This window comes from Pseudomonas sp. BF-B-26, assembly GCF_019956495.1.
Lineage (GTDB): Bacteria > Pseudomonadota > Gammaproteobacteria > Pseudomonadales > Pseudomonadaceae > Aquipseudomonas.
Genome location: NZ_JAHBDP010000113.1, coordinates 125,686 through 151,574, shown reverse-complemented (window position 1 = coordinate 151,574; position 25,889 = coordinate 125,686). Strand labels below are relative to the sequence as shown.

The following is a 25,889-nucleotide window of genomic DNA, read 5'->3' as shown; positions in this document are numbered from 1 at the left end:
GGTGTAAGCGGCCGGCGTTTGGGGATGAGGATCCGGCGGGGACGGCGAAGGTTGATGAGGGGGAGCCCGGCGCTCCATCCACGAAACCAATAAATCGGTATTTGTACCGCGGAGACTCCCGAGAAGACTGGGAGATTTTTGAAACGGGGTTTGAGCCCTTGGGAGACAGCATGGATCTCTACTTGCATGCCTTGGACAACCGAAGCCCTCCCAGTTTTTTTGTCAGTACTTCGACCTCGGAAAAGGAGGCCATAAAGTTCGCAACGGGATACGGTTTTGATGATGGCTTCGTCTACGTAATAAAAAACATTCGCGGCATAGATGTGAATAAAAGGCTCGGCATGATTTCGCCTCACCGCAAGGAGGTTGAAATCGCGTTCCCAGGAGGAATAGACAGCCACGACATCCTCGGCGTTACTCCCGTCAATGCCGATGGTAGCTATAAGGGCTACTCAACCCCTAACCCGCGCAGGAAGTAATCATGAAAATAATAGAAATATCTATCAACACCCACGGAGTCACTAAAAAAGCCACTATCGAATGCGACCGGCAAAAGCGAACCTTAACTTTCATAATGGAAAACGGCTTAAGAAGAACATACACAGGCCATGATCTTTATGCATGTCTTGGACTGTTGCGAGCAGATTTTCCAGAAGTAAAGTTTCTATGCAAAGGCGCCAAACTCAATGTTTATCCTTCACGTATGTCATCCCAAATGTCTGGCGGCGTAGTGGCGTATGAACTTCAGATGGGGAAACCGGCTGAAAATGAAGATGTGGTCAACATTTTTGACTTCGAAGAAAACGACATCACACATGATATTCAACAACAAAGGGATTTTTACAATCACTGGATCACCTCGTTGGCAGAATAAATTGGTTTATTCCCCGCTCCCTTAACTTGGTCGGCTAGCACACTAGCATGAGGTGCCAAGCACGTAAAAATTAACGCTCTCCATAAGCCCAGCAATTAGCTGGGCATGGGTATCGCATTAACGACTACGCATCGACTCATATACATCTACCTAAACTCGCCCACCCGAACGACCATCCCCGGCATTGTCTGGATCTTTCAGGTCTGCTTCCACATCAGAGCGCTTCACATCGTCGCTCGGCACTTGCTCCACACCAGCATCATCAGGCGGACGTTGATCACGACTCAGGGGATTGGTCGGTGAAGGCAGCGGATATTCGGGGGTATCGTCGAAGTCGGAGTCTTTCGGATCTGCGTTCATAAGGCACCTCTCGTGGGGCCTGAAAAAAAGGCCCTGAAGTTTTGAGGTTTGTGCCCTGCATTGCGTTCGATCAGAGAGACGATCGGTCGAATCCGTCGCACAGCAGGCTCAATCGTCATCTTCGTCCTCTTCCTCGTCTTCGAACTCAATATTTCCGACGTCGCCCGCCTCATCGGAATCATTGAGCGGCACTGTTGCGTCATCCATCAGTGAGCCTGGATCTTCGTTTCCCGGATCGTTAATGAACGGAAGCCCGCTCGGCCCTTTTTCTTCCTTGCCTTCGGTTTCAGGAGTCATGGCATGCCTCTTAACATTCTGGGGTGTATGAAGTTCGAGGCGGCCCACGACCAAACGTTCCAGAGTCCTGCTCCAGAAATGAAAAACCCGGCGCGAGGCCGGGTTTCTGATGTAGCTCGATGTCGAATCAGTGATTCTTGTGCTTGTTTTTATGCTTATGATTGTGGCCGCTACCGGAGTGCGAACTGCCGCTATCGTTACCCAAGTTGTTGCCTACCGCCCCACCTGCCGCGCCGCCAAGGCCTGCGCCAATGGTCGAACCGGTCTTGCCACCCAGGCTATTGCCGATCACCGAGCCACCGGCCGACCCCAAACCACCACCAATAGCCGCTTCTGTGCGACTGCCTTTGTTCGCGCCGACTGCGCTACCTGCCGCGCCGCCTACACCGGCGCCAATCGCTGCACCCGTGCTGCCGCCCATTTGCTGGCCAACCACGTTACCTAGCGCACCGCCAATACCACCGCCAACTGCAGCGGTGCCGTCACCGGCGGCCATTGCACCTTGAGCGACCAAAAGTCCCAGAACCAACGTGGACAATGTCAAACGCATGATATGAACCTCTAAATTCCGTATCGGGGGTAAGAGAACGCGTTACGGATGGCGTGAGTCTAGCTTTTTCATCACACCAGCGCTGATCGTTGGACAGCTATAAATTCGAAGAGCGCGAAAGAAGAAACATCCAGATACAAAAAGCCCGGCATCAAGCCGGGCTTTTTGAGCTGATCGATCAGGATCAGTGACGCTTGTGACCTTTGGCCAGGTTGCTGCCCACGCCGCCGCCCAATGCGCCGCCCAAGCCTGCGCCAATGGTGGAACCGGTCTTGCCGCCCAGGCTATTGCCGATCACCGAACCGCCGGCCGCGCCGATACCACCACCAATGGCGGCTTTAGTACGGCTGCCTTTGCGTGCTGCAACAGCACTGCCTGCCGCGCCTGCTACACCCGCACCAATCGCTGCACCGGTGCTGCCGCCCATGCTCTGGCCGACCACATTACCCAGCGCGCCACCCAAACCACCACCGATGGCGGCAGTGCCATCACTCGCAGCCATCGCACCTTGAGCAACCAAAAGCCCCAGAACCAAAGCAGGCAGTGTTAAACGCATGACAAGAACCTCAAAAAAAGGGGTAACCGAAAGGGGCGAGATTGAATGCTTTTGAGGAGACAAAGTCCAGACACGCACGGGTACAACCTCGCAATAGGCGACGGTTGGACAGCGTTTTTAGAAAAGGTTTTATGACAGGCAAAAAAAAGCCCGCTGGGGAACGGGCCAGGTACTGCTTTCTAACGGATGAGTTGAGCCTACGTAGGCAGGCGTGAAAAGTTTGTGAAAAAAAATTACCCACGGTGGGTTTTATATCTGTAGTCAAAATCCCAACTACCTTGTGGAAATAAAAACCCCGCTCAATGGCGGGGGGGACTGTCCGGTTAACGGTTACTTCCTGGAAGGCGCCGTCACCCTCCTCGGCAAGAAATTCGCCTTTTCGGTCCGGGGCACCTTGGATTTCACTTTGGCGACTTGAGCCCGGTCTTCACCAAAGCCCGACACATACTCCGCTTGACCACACTGCACGCAATTGTTGATCGGAAACTCAGACCCGTCGTCTTCGATATACGAATCAGCCATACCTCTCCCCTCTCAAAAATGGGTCGATACCGGCAAGCCGTATGCCTGGAAAAATATCGACCTTCAACGCTTTTGAGACTAGTCAGTCAGTACTGGACTTGTAGTTCAGATTATTGCATCCCCGACGAACGGCTTCGTAACCCACTCACCTCAATTTGACCGCCGTCCCGGTCACAAACACCACCACCATCCCGCCCTTCCCGGCCGGCATGCTGATCTCATAATCAAGCCCCACCACCGCATCAGCCTGAAGTGCCCGCGCCCGTTCCTTCAACTCGTCGGTTGCCTGAATACGCGCCTCCTTCAACGCCCGTTCCAATGTCTGAGAGCGCCCACCGAAAAAATCCCGCATCCCGGCGAACATATCGCGGATAACGTTGACCCCCTGCACCGACTCAGCACTGACGATGTCCAGATAGGCGGTGATTTGTCGGCCTTCGATGGTGTGGGTTGTGGTGGTGATCATAAAATTACCTTCTTCAAAGTCCGGGGATAATTACTCAAGGCAACCTGGACAGATGTTGAGCCAACGCATCAAACGCCGGCAAGGTGACCGGATCGTTATCCGAGTTACTGGCGACCGGATGGGAGGCGTAGCGAACAATCACGATCTCGGCGTTCGGGTCAGCGTAGTCCTCGCTGTACTTGAAACATTGCCTTCCACAAAATTCAGACGCCAGAAACCACAAAACCCCTGACTTCTTTCGAAATCAGGGGTTTTGGTTACATCGAATTTGGCGGTGAAGGAGAGATTCGAACTCTCGATACAATTTCTTGTATACACACTTTCCAGGCGTGCTCCTTAAGCCACTCGGACACTTCACCGTATCTCGTCAAACAAGTTCTGTCTGTCGAGGCGCGCTAATGTAGTCGAAAGCTTTTCCGATGGCAAACTTTTTTTGCAGAATTTTCATGCGCTTAGCGTTTTAGTCGTTCGAGCAGGTTCCAGTCGATGGCAAACCCGCCAATCTCCGGCTTCGCGCCCTCCTCTATATAGAGGGGAATGCGCGGCTGACGTGGCGGGCGACGCTTGCCGGGCGGGAAAAGGGTGACTGGGCGGTCAGTCACGGCGCTTTACCTGGCCTGCGGCGGTGAGTAACGTCTGCGCTACTTTATTGAAAGGAATAGCGTCATGAGTGAGTTGATTTCCTACCATCTCGAAGACGGTATCGCGACCCTGACCTTGAGCAATGGCAAGGTCAATGCCATCTCTCCGGACGTGATTGCTGCGTTTAACGCCGCGCTGGATCAGGCAGTGACTGATCGTGCGGTGGTGATCATTACCGGTACGCCCGGGATGCTGTCGGGCGGTTATGACTTGAAGGTGATGACCTCCGGCCCTAAAGAAGCCGTGGCGCTGGTGACTGCCGGTTCGACGCTGGCCCGCCGCCTGTTGTCTCACCCGTTCCCGGTGATCGTCGCGTGCCCTGGGCATGCGGTGGCCAAGGGCGCGTTCCTGTTGTTGTCGGTGGATTACCGCATTGGTGTCGACGGCCCGTTCACCATTGGTTTGAACGAAGTGCAGATCGGCATGACCATGCACCACGCCGGTATCGAGCTGGCCCGTGACCGTCTGCGCAAGTCGGCGTTCCACCGCGCGGTGATCAACGCTGAGATGTTTAATCCGCAAAGTGCCGTGGATGCCGGGTTCTTCGACCTGGTGGTGTCGGCCGAAGAGTTGCAAGGCGCGGCGCTGGCGGCGGCTCGTCAGTTGAAGAAGATCAACATGACTGCGCACAAGAACACCAAGCTCAAAGTGCGCAAGGCGCTGCTGGAGAGGCTGGACAACGCGATCATCGAGGATCAGGATTTTTTGGTTTAAACCCAAACGTGCCACACCGAAAAGCCCGACCGTCGTGTCGGGCTTTTTCTTATGCGCTCCGTTAAATAGCCTACAACCGCTCTAGATCGCATCTGACCCATAAGTCGGAAACATGCGCTCAAACATCGTCTATCTCCCACCTCTATAGCGGCAATTGCCGAAAACAGTGCACATCCGTACACTGCGCCACCTTTTGTCCCGGTGGGGCCTGTAAATGCTGTTTGTGTTTCGTATGTTATTGATGGGCCTGCACTTTATTCTGGCCGGTGTGCTTGGGGTGATTCTTGGCCTGTGCCGACCGTTCAACCCGGATAACAGCCGTTTGTGTGCGCGTCTTTATGCATGGCCGGCAATGTGCATTTTGCGTCTGCGGGTGAAGTCTGACGTCGGACCGCTGATGGATAAACCCGACAGCTGCGTGATCATCGCCAATCACCAGTCCAACTACGATCTGTTTGTGTTCGGCAACGTGGTGCCCCGCCGCACCGTGTGTATCGGCAAGAAGAGTCTGAAGTGGGTACCGCTGTTTGGTCAGTTGTTCTGGTTGGCGGGCAATGTGCTGATCGATCGCGGCAATGCGCAGAAAGCGCGCCAGTCGATGCTGACCACTACCCACACGTTACAGAATGAAGACACTTCGATTTGGGTCTTCCCGGAAGGCACGCGCAACCTGGGCGAAGAGTTGCTGCCGTTCAAGAAAGGCGCCTTTCAAATGGCCATTGCCGCCGGGGTACCGATTGTTCCGGTGTGTGTCAGCAGTTACGTTAAACACATGCGATTGAACCGTTGGCGCAGTGGGAAGATTCTGATCCGCTCGTTACCGGCGATTCCTACGGCTGGATTGAGCCTGGATGACATGCCGCTGCTGATTGCCCAGTGCCGCGAGCAGATGCGCGAGTGCATCGCTTCGATGGATCGGCAACTGCAAGCCGCGTAAAAGGAACCCGCCTTGTGCGGGTTTTCTTTTGCCTGCGAGCTTTTGCCTACGAACTCCGCAGATTTCACTGACTCTCAAGCAGTAGACAGGGCTAAGCTGGAGACTGCCTGCCACTGCCATCTTTGCTAATAGAAAGCTGCCAATAAGAAGTGAATCACTATCATGGGTAGAGTTGTTGCTGCTGCGGTTTATAGCGCTGGTAAGAAAGTCACCAATATCACCCTCGACGAAGGCGCTGCCTGGGCTGCGAAGCCTGGCCACTTTGTCTGGATCGGCCTTGAAGAGCCGAACGCCCAGGAGCTGTTCAATCTGCAACGCCAGTTCAACCTGCACGAACTGGCCATTGAAGACGCCCTGGAAAAACACAGTCGGCCGAAACTGGAAACCTTCGGCGATGCACTGTTCATCGTCACGTATTCGCCGATCCGGAATGAAGGAAAACTGGAGTTCATCGAGACTCATATCTTTGCCGGCAAGGGCTACATCATTACCGCACGCAACGGTCACTCGGCGTCCTACGCCCATGTCCGACAGCGCTGTGAGGCGCGTCCGCTGTTGCTGGAACATGGGGAAGATTTCGTACTCTATGCCATCCTCGACTTCGTGATCGAAAACTACCAGCCCATGGGTGAAGCGATCCATGCAGAGATCGATGAGCTGGAACGCAACGTCATGTGCAGTTCTCTGAACGAACGCGACATTCAAAAACTCCATAGTCTGCGCCGGGATGTCTTGCGTTTGCGTCGTTATGCGGCGCCGATGGTAGAGATTGGTGAGGAACTGCAAAAGCTCAACTTTCCGTTCATCGACAAGAACATGCGCCCGTACTTTCGCGATGTGCAAATCCACGTGACGCGGCAGATGGAAGACCTGACGACCCTGGCGGACATTGCCAGCCAGACTATTGAAGTTGGGGTGTTGCTGGAAGCCTCACGCCAAAGCGTGGTGCAGCGCAAGTTTGCGGCGTGGGCGGCGATTCTCGCCTTCCCGACGGCAGTGGCCGGGATATACGGGATGAACTTTCAGGACATGCCGGAGTTGAGTTGGCATTACGGTTATTTCGGGGTGCTGGGGGTCATTGCGGTGGGGTGCATAAGTTTGTGGGCGAGTTTCAAGAAATCGGGGTGGTTGTAGCCATTACCGAGGTGCCTGTGACATTCGCGAGCAAGCCCGCTCCCACAGTGGATCTCCAGTGTTGTAGAGATCATTGTGGGAGCGGCGGTGCGACGATTCGACTTGCTCGCGAAGCTTTTATCTTTTAAACCGACTCGGATGCAGGCTTGTGCGCCACAAACCGCATCATCCACTCCGCAACGGTAGTGCCGTGATGCTCGTGCTCAAGGCTCGCCATACCTTTCGAATAAATCTGCTCGCCCAGCGCTTCCTGACGAATATCCAACAGCGCGCGCGAGTAATCGTGAATGAACTCCGGATGCCCCTGGAAGCACAGCACCTGATCGTTGATGTGGTACGCGGCGAACGGGCAGAAATCGCTGGAAGCGATGACCGTGGCGTTTTCCGGGAGCGCGGTGACCTGGTCCTGATGGCTGATCAACAAGGTCAGTTCTTCTCTCACCGGGCTCATCCACGGCGCCTTGGCGGCGAGTTTGTACTTGTGGGTGCCGACGCCCCAGCCTTGGGTCGCACGTTCGCTCTTGCCGCCCAGCAGCAGCGCCAGCAGTTGATGGCCGAAGCACACGCCCAGCAGTTTGTCGCCGCGCTCGTAGCGGGTCAGCAGGTAAGACTTGAGGGTTTCAATCCACGGGTCGGTGCCGAAGGAGTCGGCCTTGCTGCCGGTGACCAGGTAGGCATCGAACGTCAGCTCATCGCCGGGATACTCGCCCTGCATCACGTTGTACACAGTGAACTCGGCAGCGATGGGTTGCTGCGAAAACAGACGCTGGAACATCTGCCCATAACCCTGATATTCATCGACCAGTTCCGGACGCAGGATGTCGGTTTCCAGAATGCAGATGCGTAACGACATAAAAAATACCTGACACATGATGGGAATAATGCACACCCCAGAGCCTGCCTTGAAACACAGTGGCAAGGCAAGCCCCGGAATGCGTCACCCGTCCCCTAGAACGCCTCCCCTTTAGCCGCTTTCTCCAGCAATAGCGCAGGGGGGGCGAATCGCTCGCCATACTGCTCCGCGAGGTACTGGGCGCGGGCGACGAAATCTTTCACGCCATACTGGTTGATGAACTGCAGCGCGCCGCCGGTCCAGGCGGCGAAGCCGATCCCGAAGATCGAGCCGACGTTGGCGTCCGCCGTCGAGGTCAACACCCCCTCCTCCATACAGCGCACGGTTTCGATGGCTTGCACGAACAGCAGCCGATCGCGCACGTCCTTCGGCGAAATCTGCCCGTCAGCCTTCTCGAAAAGACTTTTCAGCTCTGGCCACAGATGCTTCTGCCCACGGGCCGGATAATCGTAGAAACCACCACCAGCAGCCTTGCCCGGACGCTTGTATTCCTGGAGCAGCAAGTCAATCACGGCGAATGCCGGGTGCTCAATCAGTGGTTTCCCTTCTGCTCGCAGGTCTTTGGCAGTTTGCTGGCGGATATGGCTCATCAAGCTGAGGGAAACTTCGTCGGAGATCGCCAGAGGTCCGATTGGCATGCCGGCCTTGCGCGCTTCGGTCTCGATCATCGGCGCGCTCACGCCTTCGCCCAGCATGGCGATGCCTTCGTTGGTGAATGTGCCGAACACCCGCGAGGTGAAGAAACCGCGACTGTCGTTGACCACAATCGGCGTTTTCTTGATTTGCAGGACGAAATCGAACCCGCGAGCCAGGGTTTCGTCGCTGGTGTGGGCGCCTTTGATGATTTCCACCAAGGGCATTTTCTCCACGGGGCTGAAGAAATGCAGGCCAATGAACTTGCTCTGATCCGGCACGGCGGCAGCGAGGCCGCTGATGGGCAAGGTCGACGTGTTGGAAGCAATCACCGCATCCGGGCCAACGACTTTTTGCGCCGCCGAAGAGACGCTGGCTTTCAGTTCGCGATCTTCAAACACCGCTTCAATGATCAGATCACAACCGGCCAGGTCGGCGTCGCTTTCAGTGGGATGAATTCGCGCCAGCGTTTCATCGCGCTGATCGGCACTCAATTGGCCACGCGCAACCTTCTTGTCCAGTAGAGCCGCCGAATGAGCCTTGCCCTTCTGTGCGGCCGCAAGATTGATGTCCTTGAGCACCACGTCGATGCCGGCCGATGCGCTGACAAAGGCGATTCCGGCGCCCATCATGCCTGCGCCCAGCACGCCCACGCGACGCGTCACGTAAGGTGCAAAGCCCTGGGGCCGCGAGCTGCCGGCATTGATTTCGTTGAGCTGGAACCAGAACGTGCCGATCAGGTTTTTCGACACCTGGCCGGTGGTCAATTCGGTGAAGTAACGGGTTTCGATCAAGTGCGCGGTGTCGAAATCCACCTGAGCACCTTCCACCGCGGCGCAGAGGATTTTTTCTGGCGCGGGCAGACAGCCCTGGGTTTTGCTGCGCAGGATCGACGGCGCGATGGCCAGCATTTGCGCGACTTTCGGGTTCGACGGCGTACCACCGGGAATCTGATAACCCTTCACGTCCCAGCGCTGCACAACCGAAGGATGGGCGATAATCCAGGCGCGCGCCTTGGCCAGCAATTCATCACGATCCGCCGCCAACTCATCAATCAAACCTGCCCGCAACGCCTGCTGCGGCCGGACTTTCTTGCCCTCTAGCAGGTACGGCAAGGCTTTTTCAATACCGAGCATCCGCACCATGCGCACCACCCCGCCACCGCCCGGCAGCAGGCCGAGGGTCACTTCCGGCAGGCCGAGTTGCACCGAAGAATCGTCCAGCGCAACCCGGTGATGGCACGCCAGGCAGATTTCCCAACCGCCGCCCAACGCCGCGCCGTTGATCGCGGCGACCACCGGTTTACCGAGGGTTTCGAGGGTGCGCAGCTGCCCTTTGAGTGTCAGCACCCTGTCGTAAAAGGCTTTGGCTTCAGGCTTGCCGACCTTGATCAGTTCATTGAGGTCGCCGCCGGCGAAAAAGGTTTTCTTGGCCGAGGTGATGATCACGCCGGCGAGGGTGTCTTTGTCGGCAACCAGTCTGGCAACACACGCGGCCATGGCTTCGCGGTAGACCGCGTTCATGGTGTTGGCGCTCTGGCCCGGCATGTCGATGGTCAGGACGACGATCTGGTCCTGGCCTTTTTCGTAACGGATGGCTTCGGTCATGAAAGGGTTTCCTTGAAGTCGGTCGGGGCTCAGAGGCGTTCGATGATGGTGGCGATGCCCATGCCGCCGCCGACACACAGCGTCGCGAGGCCATAGCGCAGGCGCCGGGTTTCCAGTTCATCGAGCAACGTGCCGAGGATCGCGCAGCCAGTGGCGCCCAGCGGGTGACCCAAGGCAATGGAGCCGCCGTTGACGTTGACCTTGTCCGGGTCGATCGCCATGTCCCTGATGAATTTCAGCACCACCGAGGCAAACGCTTCGTTGACCTCGAACAGGTCGATGTCTTCAACCCGTAGCCCGGCCTTGGCCAGTGCCTTGCGGGTGGCCGGCGCGGGGCCGGTGAGCATGATGGTCGGGTCGGTGCTGGTGACGGCAGTGGCGACGATTCGCGCCCGCGGTTGTAAACCCAGCGCCCGGCCCTTCGCTTCGGAGCCAATCAGCATCAGCGCCGCGCCATCGACGATCCCGGAACTGTTACCCGCCGTGTGCACGTGGTTGATCCGCTCGACATGGCTGTAGACCCGAAGCGCCGTGGCATCGAAGCCCATTTGCCCGATCATCTCGAAGCTCGGTTTGAGCTGGCCCAAGCCTTCCATGGTCGATCCGGCGCGGATGAATTCATCGTGATCGAGCAGGATGATGCCGTTCTGGTCCTGCACTGGCACCAGCGATTTGTTGAACGAACCGTCGGCCCTTGCCCGCGCAGCTTTTTGCTGGGAGTGCAGCGCATAGGCATCGACGTCTTGACGGCTGAAGCCTTCCAGTGTGGCGATCAGGTCAGCGCCCACGCCTTGAGGGGCGAAATGGCTATGAAAACTGGTTTCCGGGTCGTGTGCCCAGGCGCCGCCATCGCTGCCCATCGGCACGCGGGACATGGATTCAACGCCGCCAACCACCACCAGGTCTTCGAAGCCGGAACGCACCTTCATCGCGCCGAGGTTCACCGCCTCCAGCCCCGAGGCGCAGAAGCGGTTGATCTGCAAACCCGCCACGCTGACGTCCCAATCCGCCACCTGGGTCGCGGCTTTGGCGATGTCGGAACCCTGGTCGCCGACAGGCGTCACGCAGCCAAGTACCACATCGTCGACCTGACTGGTATCGAGAGACGTGCGCTGTTGCAGCGCCGTGAGCAGCCCGGCCACCAGGTTCACCGGTTTGACGCTGTGCAAGGCACCATTGGCCTTGCCTTTGCCGCGGGGCGTGCGTAACGCGTCGAAAATCAAAGCTTGGGTCATGACGTTCTCGAACCTGGGCAGGGAGTAAATTCAGAGTCTCCACCTTAGGCCGAGCAGCCCCGGATTCAATGACCGCAGTGCTCACAGACGTTGACGGTCACGCTCAGACGGACGGTAGGCAACCACCGGATTAACCGATTCAGGACCCCAAGCTGTCTAGCAAACGGGCGCCCAAGAAGCTGGCAATAGGCCTCATGCCTTTTTAAGAGCAATTTATGTGAAGTCCATACGAAATGGATCTAAACCAAGCGTGACGCGGGCTCTAAGGTGAACTTGTACGAAGTTGTCGTCGGGTTTTGCCGAGGCGCTCGTCAAACAGGAAGTGCAACGCTCTGCCGTCATGGAGAAATGTAGGCAGGCATCAGGAAATAACAATAAAGGCGGTCAAGCCATGTTCAAACAATCGAAAGTACGTCAAGCCGGGCTCATTCTTTTCGCCACTACGCTGTTGTTGATTTTGCCGAACCTGACCAAGGTGATCGGCTAGTCGGTCAATAAAAAATACGGCGCCAGGTTTTGGTATCGCCCTCTAAAAATGTGTCTGGCTCGCTACCCGGGTCAGCGTGAGTGTGCCAACCTTTACGGCACTTCCACGACATGGACGGCGATCATTTGAAAACGCTCATTTTGTTCGGGGCCTTGCTGCTCAGCATGCCTCTGTCTGCCGCACAGCTGAACCTTGAGCTGGGCGCGAGCAATCGCACCTGGCAAACCGAGGAGTTGCTCAAGCATCCTCAGGTGCAGACCCTCACTGTCAGCAATGACGTTTCCTACAAACGGGACATGAGCTATCGCGCTGTTCCGTTGGCTGCGTTGTTGACGGGCATCAAACCTGAAGACCACTTACAAGCGGTAGCCCTGGATGGTTTTGCCGCAGAACTGTCAGCCGCGCCGTTGCTCAACACCCAGGGCGCGCGCGCATGGCTGGCGATTGAAGAACCCGCCAAGCCGTGGCCACCGCTGTCGGAAGGCAAACCCGGCGCCGGGCCGTTCTATCTGGTCTGGACCGATCCGCAGGCGGGCGATATCAGCCCCGAACAATGGCCCTTTCAAGTCGCGAGCATCAAGCGCATGGCACCGGTGGCCGAGCGCTTCCCTGCCCTGCGGCCCGATCCGGCGTTGAAGGCTGACGACCCGGTGAACAAGGGCTTTGCGCTGTTTCAGAAGAATTGCCTGGCGTGTCACCGATTGAACGGCGCCGGGGATGCGCAGTTTGGGCCTGACCTGAACATTCCGTTTAACCCGACCGAGTACTTCGGCGCGGATTTCCTCAAGCGCTACATTCGTGATCCGCAGAGCTTGCGCCAGTGGCCACAGGCGAAGATGCCCGGGTTCTCGGCGACGGTGTTGCCGGACGGGGATCTGGAGAGGCTGGTGGGGTATTTGAAGCACATGGCTGGGCGAAAAGCTCAACCCTAGCCTTGTGCTGTCTGGGCAGGCCTCTTCGCGAGCAAGCCCGCTCCCACATTTGACTGTGAGCGACACAGATCCAGTGTGGGAGCGGGCTTGCTCGCGAAGCGGTATCCCCGATTACTGCTGTTGGACGGAGATAACCGGCATCGGTGTCGGTGACACAAACACTTTCGCATGCATCTGCTCGCAACCACCGCCACGCCGCATGCCACGCACCGGGCAGGCATCCAGGTAATCCAGGCCCACCGCCAGTTTCAGATGACGCTCGGGCCGCGCCAATTCATTGGTCACGTCGAAGCTGTACCAGGCGTCATCGAGCCAGGCTTCCGCCCAGGCGTGACTGGCCAGGTGTTCGCTGTTCTCGCTGTACAAATAGCCCGACACATAACGCGACGGAATGCCCAGGCTGCGAGCACAGGCGAGAAAAGCGTGGGTGTGGTCCTGACAGACGCCCGAACGCCCGGCGAAGGCCTGGGCGGCGCTGGTGTCCACTTCGGTGGAACCCGGCGTGTAGGTCATGTGCTGGTTCAGGCCATGCATCAAGTCGATCAGCGCCGTGCGATCCCGGCGTTGCTTGCACTCCTTCTCGGCGAACGCACGCAGGGCTTCGTCGGCTTCGGTCAGGCGCGTGAAGCGCAGAAACGGCAGCGCCGACTGGCTTTCATGCTCCGCCTCGCGCAATTCGTCGATGTCCACCTGACCCCGGGCGCCGATGATGATCGCCTCGTGGGGCTCGTCCAGGGTCAGCACGTGCAGGATGTTGCCGAACGGATCGAGTTGCGCGCGCACCGGACGCGGCAAGTCGAGCTGCCAACTGAGCACGTGCTGGCGCTCGCTGTCGTGGGGGGTCAGTCGCAGGTACTGGATGCTCGCCCGCACCTGATCTTCATAGTGATAGGTGGTCTCGTGGCTAATGGAAAGTCTCATGCAGCCTCCAGGTAGGAACTGTGTATGGCGTTACCCAACTGGCGCACCAGCGGGATGAACTCGGTCAGCCAGGCGTGCAGGCCTTCGTCGAGAATTTCGGTGATGCCGGTGTAGCGCAGGCGTGCGTCGATTTCCGCTGCCAGGCGTTGCGCGGGACGGCCGTTGGCCCCCGGCAGCTGGGCTAGGATCTGGTCGATTTCTTCGGTGCAGGCGCGCAATGAACGCGGCACGTCAGCACGCAGCAACAGCAACTCGGCCACATGCCGGGCGCCGGGCGCATCGCGGTAGATCTCGGTGTAGGCCTCGAACGAGGACAACGCCCGCAGCAAAGCACTCCACTGGTAATAGGCGTGAGCGGTGCCATCGCTGACCGCCTCGGCCTGATCGCCAGCCATTTCGTAGCGGGCGTCGAGCAGGCGCAGCGTGTTGTCGGCCCTTTCGATAAACGTCCCCAGACGAATAAAGCGGAACGCATCGTTACGCATGATCGTGCCGTAGGACGCGCCGCGGAACAGGTGGGAACGTTCCTTGATCCACTCGCAGAAACGGCTCATGCCGTAGCGACTCAGGCCCTGATCGGCAATCCCGCGGATTTCCAGCCAGGTGGCATTGATGTTTTCCCACATGTCGGCGGTGATTCGCCCACGTACCGCATGGGCGCTGGCCCGCGCGGCGCCGAGGCAGCTGTAAATGCTCGCCGGGTTGGCCGCGTCCAGGGCGAAGAAATGCAGCAGCCGCTCAGCGTGCAATTCGCCGTGGCGCTCCAGGTAATCGTCCAGGGTGCCGGTGATCAGCAACGGCATGGCGAGTTCATGCAGGCCGTCACCACGACCATCCTGCGGCATCAGCGACAGCGAATAACTGATGTCGAGCATCCGTGCGAGGTTTTCCGCCCGCTCCAGGTAACGCGACATCCAATACAAATCCGAGGCAGTTCTACTTAACATGGCAGGCTTCCTTCAATCCTCGACCACCCAGGTGTCCTTGGTTCCACCGCCCTGGGATGAATTCACCACCAGGGAGCCTTCGCGCAGGGCAACACGGGTCAAACCGCCGGGCACAACCCGGGTTTCGCGGCCAGACAATACAAACGGACGCAGGTCGATGTGGCGTGGAGCAATGCCGTTTTCGACAAAGGTCGGACAGGTCGACAGGGACAACGTCGGTTGCGCGATGTACGCATGGGGCTTGGCTTTGATCCGCGCACGGAAAGACTCGATTTCCGCCGCCGTCGCCGCCGGCCCGACCAGCATTCCGTAACCGCCGGAGCCCTGGGTTTCCTTGACCACCAGTTCCGGAAGATTGGCCAGTACGTGGGACAATTCGGAGGGATTACGACACTGCCACGTCGGCACATTCTTCAGAATCGGCTCTTCATCCAGGTAGAAACGGATCATGTCCGTCACGAATGGATACACCGACTTGTCGTCCGCGACCCCGGTGCCGATGGCATTGGCCAGCACCACGTTGCCGGAGCGATACGACGACAGCAGCCCTGGAACGCCGAGCATCGAGTCCGGGTTAAACGCCAGCGGATCGAGGAACGCATCGTCGAGGCGACGGTAGATCACGTCGACGGCTTTCGGCCCGTCCGTGGTGCGCATGAACACCTTGTCATCCCGCACGAACAGGTCCGCGCCTTCCACCAGTTCGACGCCCATTTCCCGCGCCAGAAACGCATGTTCAAAGAACGCGCTGTTGAAACGACCCGGCGTCAGTACCACCACGCTCGGGTTATCAATCGGGCTGGAGCTTTTCAGGGTGTCGAGCAACAGGTTCGGATAGTGGTCGATGGGGGCAATGCGCTGGGCCGCGAACAACTCGGGGAACAACCGCATCATCATCTTGCGGTCTTCGAGCATGTAGCTCACGCCGCTCGGTGTACGAAGATTGTCTTCGAGCACGTAGTACGTGCCGTCGCCATCGCGCACCAGATCGACACCGGAGATGTGGGAATAGATATCGCGGTGCAGATTCAGCCCCTGCATCGCCAACTGGTATTGCTCGTTGGCCAGCACTTGCTCGGCCGGGATGATGCCGGCCTTGATGATGCGCTGCTCGTGATAGAGGTCGGCGAGGAACATGTTCAACGCCTTGACCCGCTGAATGCAGCCTCGCTCGACGACTCGCCATTCACTGGCGGGGATGCTGCGGGGGATGGTGTCGAAGGGAATCAGGCGCTCTGTCCCTTGCTCATCACCATAGAGCGTGAATGTAATCCCGGCGCGATGAAATAACAGATCGGCCTCGCGTCGCCGTTGTGCCAAAAGCTCGTCAGGCGTTTCGGCCAGCCAACGGGCAAACTCCCGATAATGCGGGCGGACCTGGCCGCCGGCATCGTACATCTCATCAAAATAGGTGCGGATCATGCCGTACTCCTTGTCACCCGGACATCTGGGCTTCGCAAAGCCCGTGCCATCGGCATAAACGCTTTGATATCAATCAGTTGGATAATCACACTGCACGCACCGCACCAATCCTGTGCGGTAAATGCCCCCACCCGATCGCCCCCGCTTCATTGCGAAGCAATGTTGTCGCCTATCACCAGCATAGCCAGAGTTGATTTCACTGCCCGAGAGTCGCTGCGGATAATCCGCGCATTCGCTGAAAATCTTGACGAACTTCCCTTTAGCCGCCTGTTCAGGCGGTTTTTTTTGCGTCGGATTCTTGTTTCAGGGTTTTGCCAGGTGCGTTTTCTGCCCCACGAAAACGAAAACGGCCAACCCGAAGGTCAGCCGTTGCTGAGTGTTGTCACTGTTCATAAGCTATGCGAGTCGCCCTCGTACCTCCTGCTTGACGCCCCATCCTTCGATGATGCCGCCCAAAGGCTCGACCACCGCCTCGAAATCCTGCTCAAAATCGCCGATGCCGTCATAAGTGGCGTACATCACTTTGCTCAGTTCCAGGTACCACGCGCCGTCATCGCGCACGCTGATTTGTGCATTCAAGGATTCACCACAGTAATGCCCTGCCGCCCTGCGCGCCCGCTCCTCGTCCGGAAAAATGGCGTAGAACTCGATGGGATGGAATCGTGAAAAGTCGAAACCGCCTTCTTTCATGCGGCGCAACACGCTGGTGCTGATGTCTTCTTGATAGGCTGTGCTCATGAAACGTCCCCCTCAGACTGATGGATAGACTTTCCGTATTCCCGGCACTCGCAACCGAATGGGGCGAGCGATGCGGCAACAACGTTGCCGGTGGGAAGCAAGCATGTAGCTGACAAGACCAGACCTTAGCGATCCGTTCGCTGATCTCGGTTGCAGAGTAGCCTCAAGATAGAGCCACTGCCAAGGTCTGGTTAGAAATGTGACAGGAGATGTTCAGATTGGCGTGATGCTGAGGATTTCAATGCTGTTCTGGGTCTTCAGACTTTTGACAGTCGGATCATCGGCCCGCCCTTCCAGATCGTTGAGGTCCAGTTCGGCAGCCACAGGCAGGCACCGGGCGCGAATGAGCTTCGCGGCTTGTTCGTTGTTCGGGCATTCATCGCTCTCGAACACCTCGTCAACTTGTTCACCGTGATCATCAACGAAAGTGACTTTCCACTTTTGCATCAGGTGCCTCCTCGATAAAACCCATGGATGGGCTTACATGTATCTCGACATTCTTCCCCGGCCAATCGTTCAACCGGACCTTCTACTTCTATAAGTGAAGCATGAAAAAAGGGCCGTCTGCGGTGTGTTTTCACACAACCTGAGAGGGCCCTTTCTGGTTTGCTCGATATCAGTCGTTGCTAGGCTTGTTCACAGCCTGCAGGACGTATTGCGGCAAGGCGAACGCGCCGATGTGGATTTCCGGGTTGTAGTAGCGGGTGATGATGCCGCTGCCGACGAAGCGCTGCTGCAGGGTTTCGCGGGACAACTTGCGATAAGCGGTATTGGTCGCGCCCCAGGCGAAGGTCATGGCGCCGCCGATGTAGGTCGGCACGGCCGCCTGATAGAAGTGCCAGTCCGGGAACAGGCTACGCAGGCGTCCGGCGGTGGTTTTGACTTCTTCGATTTGCATGAACGGCGTGCCGTTCTGGGTCACCAGGATGCCGCCTTCGTTCAGGCAGCGACGGCAGGCCTGGTAGAAGTTTTCCGAGAACAGCACTTCGCCCGGGCCGATCGGGTCGGTGGAATCGGAAATGATCACGTCGAATTTTTCGCTGGTGGTGGCGACGAAACGCATGCCGTCGTCGATCACCAGGTTCAGGCGCGGATCAGCGAACGCACCCTTGGAGTGGTTCGGCAGGAATTTCTTGCACATGTCGACCACGGTGCCGTCGATCTCGACCATGGTGATGTGCTCGATGCTGCGGTGCTTGGCCACTTCACGCAGCATGCCGCCGTCACCGCCACCGATGATCAGCACGCGCTTGGCGGTGCCATGCGCCAGGATCGGTACGTGGGTCAACATCTCGTGGTAGATGAATTCGTCGGCTTCGGTGGTCTGGATCACGCCGTCCAGCGCCATGACGCGGCCCATGCGCGGGTTTTCGAAAATCACCAGGTGCTGGTGTTCGGTACGCACTTCGTGCAGCAGTTTTTCCATGCGAAAACGCTGGCCATAACCTTCGTAGAGGGTTTCCAGGTACTCGCTGGTCGGGGTGTTGCTCATGGGAAGTGCTCCGATGAATGCGGATGGCAAGACGCGAATACTACGTCGCAGCACATGACAGGTCGAACCTTCGTCTGTCGGGTAGGCATGGAACAGTGTGGGAGCGAGCCTGCTCGCGATAAACGATAACGCGGTTTACAGGGAAACCGCGGCGTCTGCATCGCGAGCAGGCTCGCTCCCACAGGGGAAAGGTGTCGGCTTTGGGTGCGTATTCAGATCCGGACGTTTCCTCGAGGCCCGGCGATGGCCCAGATGATCAGGCCCAGCACCGGCAGCAGCAGGATCAGCAGCACCCAGATGATTTTCATCCCTGTGTCGGCACCACTTTTGAGCACGTTGATGATTGCCCAGATATCCAGGGCAAGAATAATCAGGCCAATCAGACCATTGAACGTGGAACCCATGGTGTCGCTCCCTAAGAGTGGTTTGCACTCTTAGGATAGCCGGGCCTTGCGAGGGTTCCGTTTTTTAAACGTGGACGGCGATTTTGAGGGCTTCCAGCGAGGGTGCGGCAGCGATGCCGACTTTGGCGCACAACTCGAGTACGCGCGGCACGTCGTTGCCGTAGACCAGCACCACTTGCAGTTCGTCGTCGAGCAACTGACTGAAGTTCATCAGCGTGTAACCGCCGTTTTCCTTGTTCATGCTGCCCATCTGCACCTGAATGCGATTGAGCGCGGTCAGGGCTTCAGTCTTGGCCAGTTGCTTGGGCTTGATATTGAAATCAACCCCGGGACCGAACGAGGAAACGATCTGGGCGAAAAGGTCCACATAGGTGTCGGCCTGGAACAGCACGGTCTCTGGAAGGCTGCCGACGACGACCCACTCACCCAGCGGAATCGGGAACGTTTCGTCGTAGTTGATATCCGGATTGGCCGTCAGAAAAGCCTCGGGATCGGCGTAGGCCTGGGCCGCTTCGTCAGCGACTTTCAGGATTTCGTCATCGCTCATGCACCCGGAGCTTATTTTGCTGATGAGTTCGACGAGTGCGGCTTTCATGGGGCGGAATCCTGTAGCGAGGGAATTTTGAAGGCGCGAAGGATAGCGCATTACGCCCCGCAATTCCTGTGCGCGAGCATGGCCGGGATTGTTGACCCACATCAAGATCCAGCCCCCTGAGTAGCGGCACAATAATGGCACCTTGCCAAAACTGTTTCCGCTATCAGAGAAGACCTCCATGGGTGCCTGGCTTAGCAATATCTCGCTGAAATACAAATTCTGGGCGGTCAACGCCGTCGCCTTCGTCACGACCTTGCTGCTGGTGTTGTACGCCGTACAGCTCGAACAACAGGCCCGCAGCCATGCTTACCAGGCATCAGCACAAGCCCAGGCGCGACTGCTCAGCGCCTGGCCCGCCGGGCAACCGCTCCCCAAAGCCGATAACGTGCTGACGTTCAGTCGCGGGCAAGCACCGTTGCTGAACGGGCAGCCGGTACTGGAACTGGCCGATACCAACGGCTGGGTCGCAATCAATGCCATGCCGCTGTTCGGCGACAACCCGTTGATGGGCGCTGAAGTGTTTACGCGCCCGGAGGGCAACCAGGTCGCAGTGATTGCCCATGGCCCGAGCATGGCCCAGGTATTTGGCGAGCGTTTTCCCAACTACGCCGTGGCGGTAGCGATCTTGATGCTGGCGATGCTCGGCGCTTCGCAATTGTTGATCCGCTTCCTGCTCAGCCAGCTCAATACGCTGAAGGACGTGATGCTCCACGTCGAGAAAACCGGTGACCTGTCGGCACGCGTGCCGCTGGCCTGCACCGACGAAGTCGGGCAGATGGCCAATGCCTTCAACGCCATGCAGGCCGGTTACCAGCGAGTGGTCAATACCGTCGCCAGCACCGCCCGGCAACTGGATGTCGGCGCGGCACGGCTGGCGTCGAGCATGAACGAGGTGCGTCACGGCATGCTCGGCCAGCAAAGCGAAACCGATCAGGCCGCCACGGCGATCAACGAAATGACCGCCACGGTCTATCACATTGCCCAGCACGCTGGCGCCACCCGCGACCTATCGCAAACCGCCGATACCTTGGCCGGCAGCGGGCAGGAAGTGGTCAGTCGGGTGCAGAAGTCGATTGCCGGCCTGTCCAGCGGGGTACAACAGACTGCCGAGATGATTCAGCGTCTGGCCGAGGACAGTCAGAAGATCAACGGCGTGGTCAGTGTGATTCACAGCATCGCCGAGCAGACCAATCTGCTGGCGCTGAACGCAGCGATTGAAGCGGCCCGTGCCGGTGAAATGGGTCGCGGGTTTGCGGTGGTCGCCGATGAAGTGCGTAACCTGGCCAAACGTGTCCAGACCTCCACTGACGAAATCACGATCATGGTTTCCGCGTTGCAGGCCGGGACTCGGGACGCGGTGGATTTCATGCAGGAAAGCTCGTTCAAGGCCGACGATTGCGTGCAGCAGGCTCAGGAGGCCGGTGCCGCATTGGCAGAAATCACCAGCGCCGTGGCGCAGATGCGCGAAAGCAACACGCAGATCGCGGTGGCGGCCGAGCAGCAGAGTCACGTGGCCGAAGAGATGAATCGGGCGGTGGTGAGCATTCGGGATGTGACCGAGAACACCGTGCAGCAGACCGTGGATTCGGCGACTACCAGCAATGAGCTGGCAGCGTTGGCGGGGGAATTGAGCAAGGCTATAGGGCAGCTGAAGCTGTAAGGGACCCTTCGCGAGCAAGTCGGATCGCCGCACCGCCGCTCCCACAGGTAATGCGCAAATATTGAAATAGCGCAAATCCTGTGGGAGCGGCGGTGCGGCGATCCGACTTGCTCGCGAAGGCGTCAGCCCGGTCACCATCAAATCCGAACATGACACCTATCACTTCGATAGCCAGCCTTGATTCGCCGACGGGTTTGCCCCGGCCTATTCTTTGTTCAAGAGCCTCAACGAACCAAGGATTACCATCATGGGCAAACGTCACCCCAACCTCCCCGCCTGGCAATGGCGAGCGTACCCGAACAATCATCAGCACCCGACCAATCTGGTGCTGCACCTGATTGCCGTGCCGCTGTTCATCGTGGCGTTTCTGCTGATTGTCTCGGGAGTGTTCGGTCTGAGCTTCACCAATATCGCGATTGGCGTCATCGGCCTGCTCGCCGCCCTCGGCCTGCAACGCCACGGTCACACCTTGGAAGCGCAAGCCTCAGAGCCGTTCAGCGATCGCAAAGATGCCGTGTCACGCTTGTTGGTCGAGCAGTTTCTGACCTTCCCACGGTTCTTCCTGAGCGGCGGCTGGTGGCGCGCCTGGCGTGAGCGCCACCGTCGTCACTGATCAGGCGAAAATCGTCACCGTCTGCCGGCTCATGGCAATCAACTGACCGTCCGCGTTCCACAATTTCGCGGCCGCATGGCCGTAGCCGTCAGCGGCATGTTCGATTTCAACCAGGTATTGGCACCAGTCCAGCGTGCTCAGTTCAAGCAACGGCTGGACGAATTCGATGGTCCAGGTCAGCGTGCTGCCCATTGCCGGTTTTTTCAGGTGCGGCAACAGCGCCGGTGGCCAGGCGTCGACCAGCGCCAGGACATGCGACTCGCTGACCGCTTCTTCCTTCACGTCCCCACGCAAGCGCACCCAGCCACCCATCTCGCGGGATTTGTTGCCGGTGAACGGCAGACCGCCGACGCTCCAGCGCATCGCCAGATGCTGCATGAACTCCGGGAGTACCCCTTTGATGAACGGCAGTTCCTGACAATCGTCCCAGTGCTTCATCTCGGGTGCCGGTTCGGCGATCACCGCCACTTCCGACGGCCGCGAGGCGCCGAAGCTGCCCTGGACCAACGTCACCACCTGGCCCTTCTGCATAGCCCGACCCAGCACCTGGCTGACCGCCTTGCCTTCGCGCAACACATCGACTTCAAAACTGACCGGCACTTCAGGCTCGACCGGGCCGACAAAGGTGATCGCCAGCGAACGCACCGGACGATCCGCCGGGACTTTTGCGCGCATGGCTTCGTACTGCAAGGCGGCCACCAGGCCACCGAAACTGGCACGTCCCTGAGCCCATTCGGCCGGGATAGACAGCTCAAGCGGCTGGCTGCGGACAGCGTCGAGCAGATCGGAAAAGCGCATGGAAACCTCAGAGCGGGAAAAGGATGAAGGAATCTTAACCAGCCCGCGGGGATGGCACAGCGCTTATTCCAGCCAAAAGCACTGACAGATGAGCCGCACTTGGCTTGAACACAATCAATGTGGGAGCGGGCTTGCTCGCGAAAGCGGTCTGTCAGTCACATCTGTTTTGGATGTGCCGCCGTCTTCGCGAGCAAGCCCGCTCCCACAGGGCATCGGTAGTGTTTCAGGATTTGAAGCAGTCAGCGCTGAGTTTGTCGAGGACTTGGTCGGCACGGCCTTCGGCCTTGGCCATGGCGGTTTTCCAGGCCGCGACGCAGGGCTGCAAATCGGTTTCCTGCTCGGCCATGGCCAGCCATTGCAAGCAATCGTGCCAATCGCCCAAGGCACCTTGCGCGGACTTCAAGCGCGGCATCGCCGCTTTCGGCAATCGATCCAGTTCGGGATAGGCTTCGATGCCGTAACGCACGCGCTTGATCAGCAGGCGCAAACGGTGGCGATCATGTGCCGGATCGTGCAGGGCTTTGTCGAGTTTTTTCCACTGCTTGGCCAAGCGTTTTTCGATGTGCCGACGCAACCCCTTGACCAGGCCCTGACGCTGGGAGGCCCGCAGAAAACGCGGAAAGGCGTCGAGGATCATCAGCAACTGCGCCACTTCAGGGCTCGTCGCGACCGCCGGGTAAGCCTCGGCCATCTGCGCCATACGCCGATAGGCAGCCTGGGGTTGATCATGCTCGAGCAAGCACGCCGCCAGCACTTCGCGATCGCGCAACGGCGTGGTCAAGTCGCCGACCCGGGACGCCGCCGCTTCCAGCTGTTCGACCCCGGGCAAGCCGCGCAATGGCCGCAGCAAACTGCGCAAACGGCGAACCGTGGTGCGTAGATCGTGCAACGCTTCAGGGTCGGTGCGGGCACTCAAGCGTGCCTGACAGGCCAGCAAACGGACTTCCAGGCCCAGGACATGAGCCACCAACCGGTTAATCATGGGGGTTTACTCCGTAAACAGCTGCAAGCCGCCAGCCGAATTCCGGGGCGACTGACCTATTGCTTGCAGCTTAGAGCGGCTTTCAGCGCCCTGCGCGCGATTCACGAATATAAAAACGCGCCTTCTCGGCCTTCCTGGAGCAACCCTCATAGGCTTCGAATTGCTGCTGGGTCTTGGCACCGGTCAGTAACGAAAGTGCCTTGGAGTAGCTGACGGTCCCGGCAAAGCCCTCGACTTTGGCCAGGTCCAGCTCATGCCAGGCAGCGTCGAGTTGGCTACCGCAGCTGTCACGGTAAGCGGTTTTACCGGCACAACCGGCGAGTGCCAGGGCAATCAACGGCACACAGATCCAGACTTTCATCACTCACACCTCAAAGATAGGTAAACATGCATGCAGGTAAGACGGTCTGGCGCGTGAAAAGTGCCTTGGCCCCACCTTGGAAACTCTAGCGCTCGCGAGAATACCCATTCGCCTTCCTGGAGTGTCAAAAAACGACGCACTGGCCGCGCCGAACGACCATAGCGATTGAAGCTTGCCCCTCGATGGGTGCATTGTTGAACCTTGTCAGACGAGGGCGATTCATGAAAAAGCGTGTCGCACTGGTGCTGGGCTCAGGTGGGGCCCGGGGCTACGCCCATATTGGGGTCATTGAAGAGATCGAACGGCGTGGCTACGACATCGCCTGCATCGCCGGATGTTCCATGGGCGCAGTGGTGGGCGGGATCTATGCCGCCGGCAAACTCAACGATTATCGCAACTGGATCGAAAGCCTGGATTACCTCGACGTCTTGCGTCTGGTGGACGTCAGTTTTCGTCTGGGCGCAATTCGCGGGGAAAAGGTTTTCGGGCAGATACGCAAGATCGTCGGCGAGATCAATATCGAAGACTTGCGCATCCCCTACACGGCCGTGGCCACCGACCTGACCAACCAACAGGAAATCTGGTTTCAGGAAGGCTGCCTGCACCAGGCCATGCGCGCTTCGGCGGCGATTCCCAGCCTGTTCACCCCGGTGATGCAGGGCAACCGCATGCTGGTGGACGGCGGCATCCTCAACCCTTTACCGATCGTGCCGGTGGTGTCGAGTCATTGCGACCTGATCATCGCGGTCAACCTCAACTCCACCAACCAGCGCCACTATCAACTGCCGGTGATCCAGCGCCCGGCGGCGTTCAAGACCCGCTTCGACAGCCTGATCAGCTCGCTCGGTTCAAAACTGCCCTTCCGCCGTAAACAGGCGGAACAGTTGCTGCTGCTGGAAAAGGAAGCGTTGATGGCAGAAGCGGCCGAGATCAACCCGTGGATCGAATCCGCCGAACCCGAAGCCCAGCAACCGGCTGCCGCCCCTGAACGCGCCGGCGCGCCGAAGTCCGCTACCGGCTCGTTCATCATCGACAACGTCGGTCCGGCGTCTTTGCTGGACCTGATCAACCAGAGTTTCGAGGTGATGCAAACCTCATTGGCGCAGTACAAGATCGCCGGATATCCGCCGGATATTTTGATCAACGTGCCAAAGCGAGTGTGCCGGTTTTTCGAGTTTTACAAGGCGCCGGAATTGATCGCGCTGGGGCGGGAGATTGCGCGGGATACGTTGGATCGGTATGAGAATGAGCGGGATTCCTGAGGTCCTCGCGTGAGTTTCAGGGCCTCTTCGCGAGCAAGCCCGCTCCCACATTTTGACCGTATCCAACAGGAGGACTCGGTCAAAATGTGGGAGCGGGCTTGCTCGCGAAGGCATCAGATCAGTCAACACAAAACTAAAGACTGCCTTCACTCAACAGCCGATACCCGACCCCAGCCTCGGTGACGATAAACCGCGGCTGAGTCGGATCATCCGCCAGTTTCTGACGCAGGTGCCCGACCACAATCCGCAAATAGTGAGTGTCCTCGGTATGGGTCGGCCCCCAGATATCCTTGAGCAGTTGCTGCTGGGTGATGACCCGCCCCGGATGCCGCGCCAGTTGCGCCAGCACCGCGTATTCCTTGCGGGTCAGCGCGACTTCGGTGCTGTCGAGCAACACCCGGCGATACGCCAGATCCACGGTCAACGGGCCGAACGTCAATGCCGCTTGTTGAGCTTCTCCCGCCGGAGCCTGACGCAACAACGCACGAACCCGGGCCAGAAATTCCTGAATGCCAAACGGCTTGGTCACGTAGTCGTTGGCGCCGTTGTCGAGCGCTTCGACTTTCTGCCCTTCACTGGCGCGCACCGAGAGCACCAGCACCGGCACCGTCGACCACTCACGAAACTCGCGCAGCACTTGCTGGCCGTCCATGTCCGGCAGACCGAGGTCGAGCACCAGCAAGTCCGGTTTATTCAGCGCAGCCTGGGCCAGGCCTTCGGTGCCGGTGCCGGCTTCCAGCACTTTGTAGCCCTGGGAAACAAGGCTGATGCGCAGGAATTTACGGATCTGCGGTTCGTCGTCGATGACCAAAATGGTCGCGGTCTGGCTCATGAATTCACATCAACACAAAGAAGTGGCAAGAGAGTAGCGCAAGCGCGATCAGGCTTCACTTTC

Annotated in this window: 30 protein-coding genes and 1 tRNA gene; 9 read left to right on the top strand and 22 right to left on the bottom strand. The window is 58.4% G+C overall.

The genetic code is table 11. From position 1 onward, the window contains the following. Both KGB03_RS26100 and KGB03_RS26095 read left to right on the top strand, forming a co-directional pair. On the top strand, window positions 1-479 hold a 479-nt coding region (locus KGB03_RS26100), incomplete at its 5' end, for an enterotoxin A family protein (protein ID WP_317851245.1). A gap of 2 nt (window positions 480-481) precedes the next feature. Then, window positions 482-874: a hypothetical protein gene (locus KGB03_RS26095; protein ID WP_149631591.1), complete on the top strand. Its 393-nt coding sequence runs from the start codon at window positions 482-484 to the stop codon at window positions 872-874. A gap of 150 nt (window positions 875-1,024) precedes the next feature. On the opposite strand, the gene KGB03_RS26090 is transcribed toward KGB03_RS26095, so the two are convergent. The 7 genes from KGB03_RS26090 to KGB03_RS26055 all read right to left on the bottom strand — a co-directional run bounded on the left by KGB03_RS26090 (window position 1,025) and on the right by KGB03_RS26055 (window position 4,227). Beyond that, window positions 1,025-1,234, bottom strand: a complete 210-nt coding sequence (locus tag KGB03_RS26090; RefSeq protein WP_218537322.1) for a hypothetical protein — start codon at window positions 1,232-1,234, stop codon at window positions 1,025-1,027. Window positions 1,235-1,342: 108 nt separating this feature from the next. Further along, window positions 1,343-1,531 (bottom strand): hypothetical protein, encoded by a 189-nt coding sequence (locus KGB03_RS26085; RefSeq protein WP_223529880.1) that lies wholly within the window; start codon window positions 1,529-1,531, stop codon window positions 1,343-1,345. A 127-nt stretch (window positions 1,532-1,658) separates the two neighbouring features. Beyond that, window positions 1,659-2,081: a glycine zipper domain-containing protein gene (locus KGB03_RS26080; protein ID WP_218537320.1), complete on the bottom strand. Its 423-nt coding sequence runs from the start codon at window positions 2,079-2,081 to the stop codon at window positions 1,659-1,661. A gap of 184 nt (window positions 2,082-2,265) precedes the next feature. Continuing rightward, window positions 2,266-2,637: a bacteriocin gene (locus tag KGB03_RS26075; RefSeq protein ID WP_192407020.1), complete on the bottom strand. Its 372-nt coding sequence runs from the start codon at window positions 2,635-2,637 to the stop codon at window positions 2,266-2,268. A gap of 667 nt (window positions 2,638-3,304) precedes the next feature. Beyond that, on the bottom strand, window positions 3,305-3,625 hold the full coding sequence (locus KGB03_RS26065; RefSeq protein ID WP_095130296.1) for a YbjQ family protein: 321 nt from the start codon (window positions 3,623-3,625) through the stop codon (window positions 3,305-3,307). 269 nt (window positions 3,626-3,894) lie between these two features. Continuing rightward, window positions 3,895-3,984, bottom strand: a tRNA-Ser gene (locus tag KGB03_RS26060). A gap of 93 nt (window positions 3,985-4,077) precedes the next feature. Further along, entirely contained in the window at window positions 4,078-4,227 is a 150-nt protein-coding gene (locus tag KGB03_RS26055; protein ID WP_223529878.1) for a hypothetical protein, read from the bottom strand. A 64-nt stretch (window positions 4,228-4,291) separates the two neighbouring features. Between KGB03_RS26055 and KGB03_RS26050 the strand changes: the two genes are divergently transcribed. The 3 genes from KGB03_RS26050 to KGB03_RS26040 all read left to right on the top strand — a co-directional run bounded on the left by KGB03_RS26050 (window position 4,292) and on the right by KGB03_RS26040 (window position 7,052). Next, window positions 4,292-4,981, top strand: a complete 690-nt coding sequence (locus tag KGB03_RS26050) for a crotonase/enoyl-CoA hydratase family protein (protein ID WP_192407014.1) — start codon at window positions 4,292-4,294, stop codon at window positions 4,979-4,981. 214 nt (window positions 4,982-5,195) lie between these two features. After that, window positions 5,196-5,918 (top strand): 1-acylglycerol-3-phosphate O-acyltransferase, encoded by a 723-nt coding sequence (locus KGB03_RS26045; protein WP_218537318.1) that lies wholly within the window; start codon window positions 5,196-5,198, stop codon window positions 5,916-5,918. Window positions 5,919-6,080: 162 nt separating this feature from the next. Then, complete coding sequence (locus KGB03_RS26040; RefSeq protein ID WP_218537317.1) at window positions 6,081-7,052, top strand: magnesium and cobalt transport protein CorA; 972 nt, start codon at window positions 6,081-6,083, stop codon at window positions 7,050-7,052. 124 nt (window positions 7,053-7,176) lie between these two features. On the opposite strand, the gene KGB03_RS26035 is transcribed toward KGB03_RS26040, so the two are convergent. From KGB03_RS26035 to KGB03_RS26025, 3 genes are all read right to left on the bottom strand, one after another. Beyond that, window positions 7,177-7,905 carry an amidotransferase gene (locus KGB03_RS26035; RefSeq protein WP_223529875.1) on the bottom strand — a complete coding sequence of 243 codons (729 nt, stop codon included), beginning with the start codon at window positions 7,903-7,905 and terminating at the stop codon, window positions 7,177-7,179. Window positions 7,906-8,000: 95 nt separating this feature from the next. Beyond that, window positions 8,001-10,145 carry a 3-hydroxyacyl-CoA dehydrogenase NAD-binding domain-containing protein gene (locus KGB03_RS26030; protein WP_223529873.1) on the bottom strand — a complete coding sequence of 715 codons (2,145 nt, stop codon included), beginning with the start codon at window positions 10,143-10,145 and terminating at the stop codon, window positions 8,001-8,003. A gap of 29 nt (window positions 10,146-10,174) precedes the next feature. Then, complete coding sequence (locus KGB03_RS26025) at window positions 10,175-11,380, bottom strand: acetyl-CoA C-acetyltransferase (RefSeq protein ID WP_218537315.1); 1,206 nt, start codon at window positions 11,378-11,380, stop codon at window positions 10,175-10,177. A gap of 597 nt (window positions 11,381-11,977) precedes the next feature. On the opposite strand from KGB03_RS26025, the gene KGB03_RS26020 reads away from it, so the two are divergent. Further along, complete coding sequence (locus KGB03_RS26020; RefSeq protein ID WP_218537463.1) at window positions 11,978-12,799, top strand: c-type cytochrome; 822 nt, start codon at window positions 11,978-11,980, stop codon at window positions 12,797-12,799. A gap of 111 nt (window positions 12,800-12,910) precedes the next feature. On the opposite strand, the gene KGB03_RS26015 is transcribed toward KGB03_RS26020, so the two are convergent. The 8 genes from KGB03_RS26015 to KGB03_RS25980 form a co-directional block, all read right to left on the bottom strand. Further along, window positions 12,911-13,720, bottom strand: coding sequence for a transglutaminase N-terminal domain-containing protein (locus KGB03_RS26015; RefSeq protein WP_111450674.1), 810 nt, complete (start codon window positions 13,718-13,720; stop codon window positions 12,911-12,913). Then, the gene (locus KGB03_RS26010) at window positions 13,717-14,667 is read right to left on the bottom strand and encodes an alpha-E domain-containing protein (protein ID WP_111450675.1); all 951 of its coding nucleotides are present in this window, start codon (window positions 14,665-14,667) and stop codon (window positions 13,717-13,719) included. The genes KGB03_RS26015 and KGB03_RS26010 overlap by 4 nt, the downstream gene beginning before the upstream one ends. 12 nt (window positions 14,668-14,679) lie before the next feature. Continuing rightward, window positions 14,680-16,089, bottom strand: coding sequence for a circularly permuted type 2 ATP-grasp protein (locus KGB03_RS26005; protein ID WP_008148806.1), 1,410 nt, complete (start codon window positions 16,087-16,089; stop codon window positions 14,680-14,682). Between the two features lie 396 nt (window positions 16,090-16,485). Then, entirely contained in the window at window positions 16,486-16,827 is a 342-nt protein-coding gene (locus KGB03_RS26000; protein ID WP_008148805.1) for a ribonuclease E inhibitor RraB, read from the bottom strand. A 213-nt stretch (window positions 16,828-17,040) separates the two neighbouring features. Beyond that, window positions 17,041-17,274 carry a hypothetical protein gene (locus tag KGB03_RS25995; RefSeq protein ID WP_008148802.1) on the bottom strand — a complete coding sequence of 78 codons (234 nt, stop codon included), beginning with the start codon at window positions 17,272-17,274 and terminating at the stop codon, window positions 17,041-17,043. Window positions 17,275-17,443: 169 nt separating this feature from the next. Beyond that, window positions 17,444-18,319, bottom strand: a complete 876-nt coding sequence (gene speE / locus KGB03_RS25990) for a polyamine aminopropyltransferase (RefSeq protein WP_218537314.1) — start codon at window positions 18,317-18,319, stop codon at window positions 17,444-17,446. Between the two features lie 212 nt (window positions 18,320-18,531). Then, window positions 18,532-18,723: a PLDc N-terminal domain-containing protein gene (locus KGB03_RS25985; protein WP_008148797.1), complete on the bottom strand. Its 192-nt coding sequence runs from the start codon at window positions 18,721-18,723 to the stop codon at window positions 18,532-18,534. A gap of 64 nt (window positions 18,724-18,787) precedes the next feature. Beyond that, entirely contained in the window at window positions 18,788-19,318 is a 531-nt protein-coding gene (locus KGB03_RS25980; protein WP_046047937.1) for a hypothetical protein, read from the bottom strand. A gap of 178 nt (window positions 19,319-19,496) precedes the next feature. Between KGB03_RS25980 and KGB03_RS25975 the strand changes: the two genes are divergently transcribed. Both KGB03_RS25975 and KGB03_RS25970 read left to right on the top strand, forming a co-directional pair. Next, entirely contained in the window at window positions 19,497-20,978 is a 1,482-nt protein-coding gene (locus tag KGB03_RS25975) for a methyl-accepting chemotaxis protein (protein WP_218537313.1), read from the top strand. A 247-nt stretch (window positions 20,979-21,225) separates the two neighbouring features. Continuing rightward, complete coding sequence (locus KGB03_RS25970) at window positions 21,226-21,591, top strand: Mpo1-like protein (RefSeq protein ID WP_111450678.1); 366 nt, start codon at window positions 21,226-21,228, stop codon at window positions 21,589-21,591. Here KGB03_RS25970 and KGB03_RS25965 read toward each other — a convergent pair whose 3' ends face one another. The 3 genes from KGB03_RS25965 to KGB03_RS25955 all read right to left on the bottom strand — a co-directional run bounded on the left by KGB03_RS25965 (window position 21,592) and on the right by KGB03_RS25955 (window position 23,732). Beyond that, a complete protein-coding gene (locus tag KGB03_RS25965; RefSeq protein WP_223529871.1) occupies window positions 21,592-22,389 on the bottom strand; it encodes an acyl-CoA thioesterase in 798 nt (265 codons plus the stop codon). A 223-nt stretch (window positions 22,390-22,612) separates the two neighbouring features. After that, on the bottom strand, window positions 22,613-23,371 hold the full coding sequence (locus KGB03_RS25960; protein ID WP_218537311.1) for a CHAD domain-containing protein: 759 nt from the start codon (window positions 23,369-23,371) through the stop codon (window positions 22,613-22,615). An 82-nt stretch (window positions 23,372-23,453) separates the two neighbouring features. Further along, window positions 23,454-23,732, bottom strand: a complete 279-nt coding sequence (locus tag KGB03_RS25955) for a hypothetical protein (protein WP_111450681.1) — start codon at window positions 23,730-23,732, stop codon at window positions 23,454-23,456. A 221-nt stretch (window positions 23,733-23,953) separates the two neighbouring features. Between KGB03_RS25955 and KGB03_RS25950 the strand changes: the two genes are divergently transcribed. Next, window positions 23,954-24,994 (top strand): patatin-like phospholipase family protein, encoded by a 1,041-nt coding sequence (locus KGB03_RS25950; protein WP_218537310.1) that lies wholly within the window; start codon window positions 23,954-23,956, stop codon window positions 24,992-24,994. Between the two features lie 133 nt (window positions 24,995-25,127). On the opposite strand, the gene KGB03_RS25945 is transcribed toward KGB03_RS25950, so the two are convergent. After that, window positions 25,128-25,826, bottom strand: coding sequence for a response regulator (locus KGB03_RS25945; protein WP_111450683.1), 699 nt, complete (start codon window positions 25,824-25,826; stop codon window positions 25,128-25,130). Window positions 25,827-25,889: the final 63 nt, after the last annotated feature.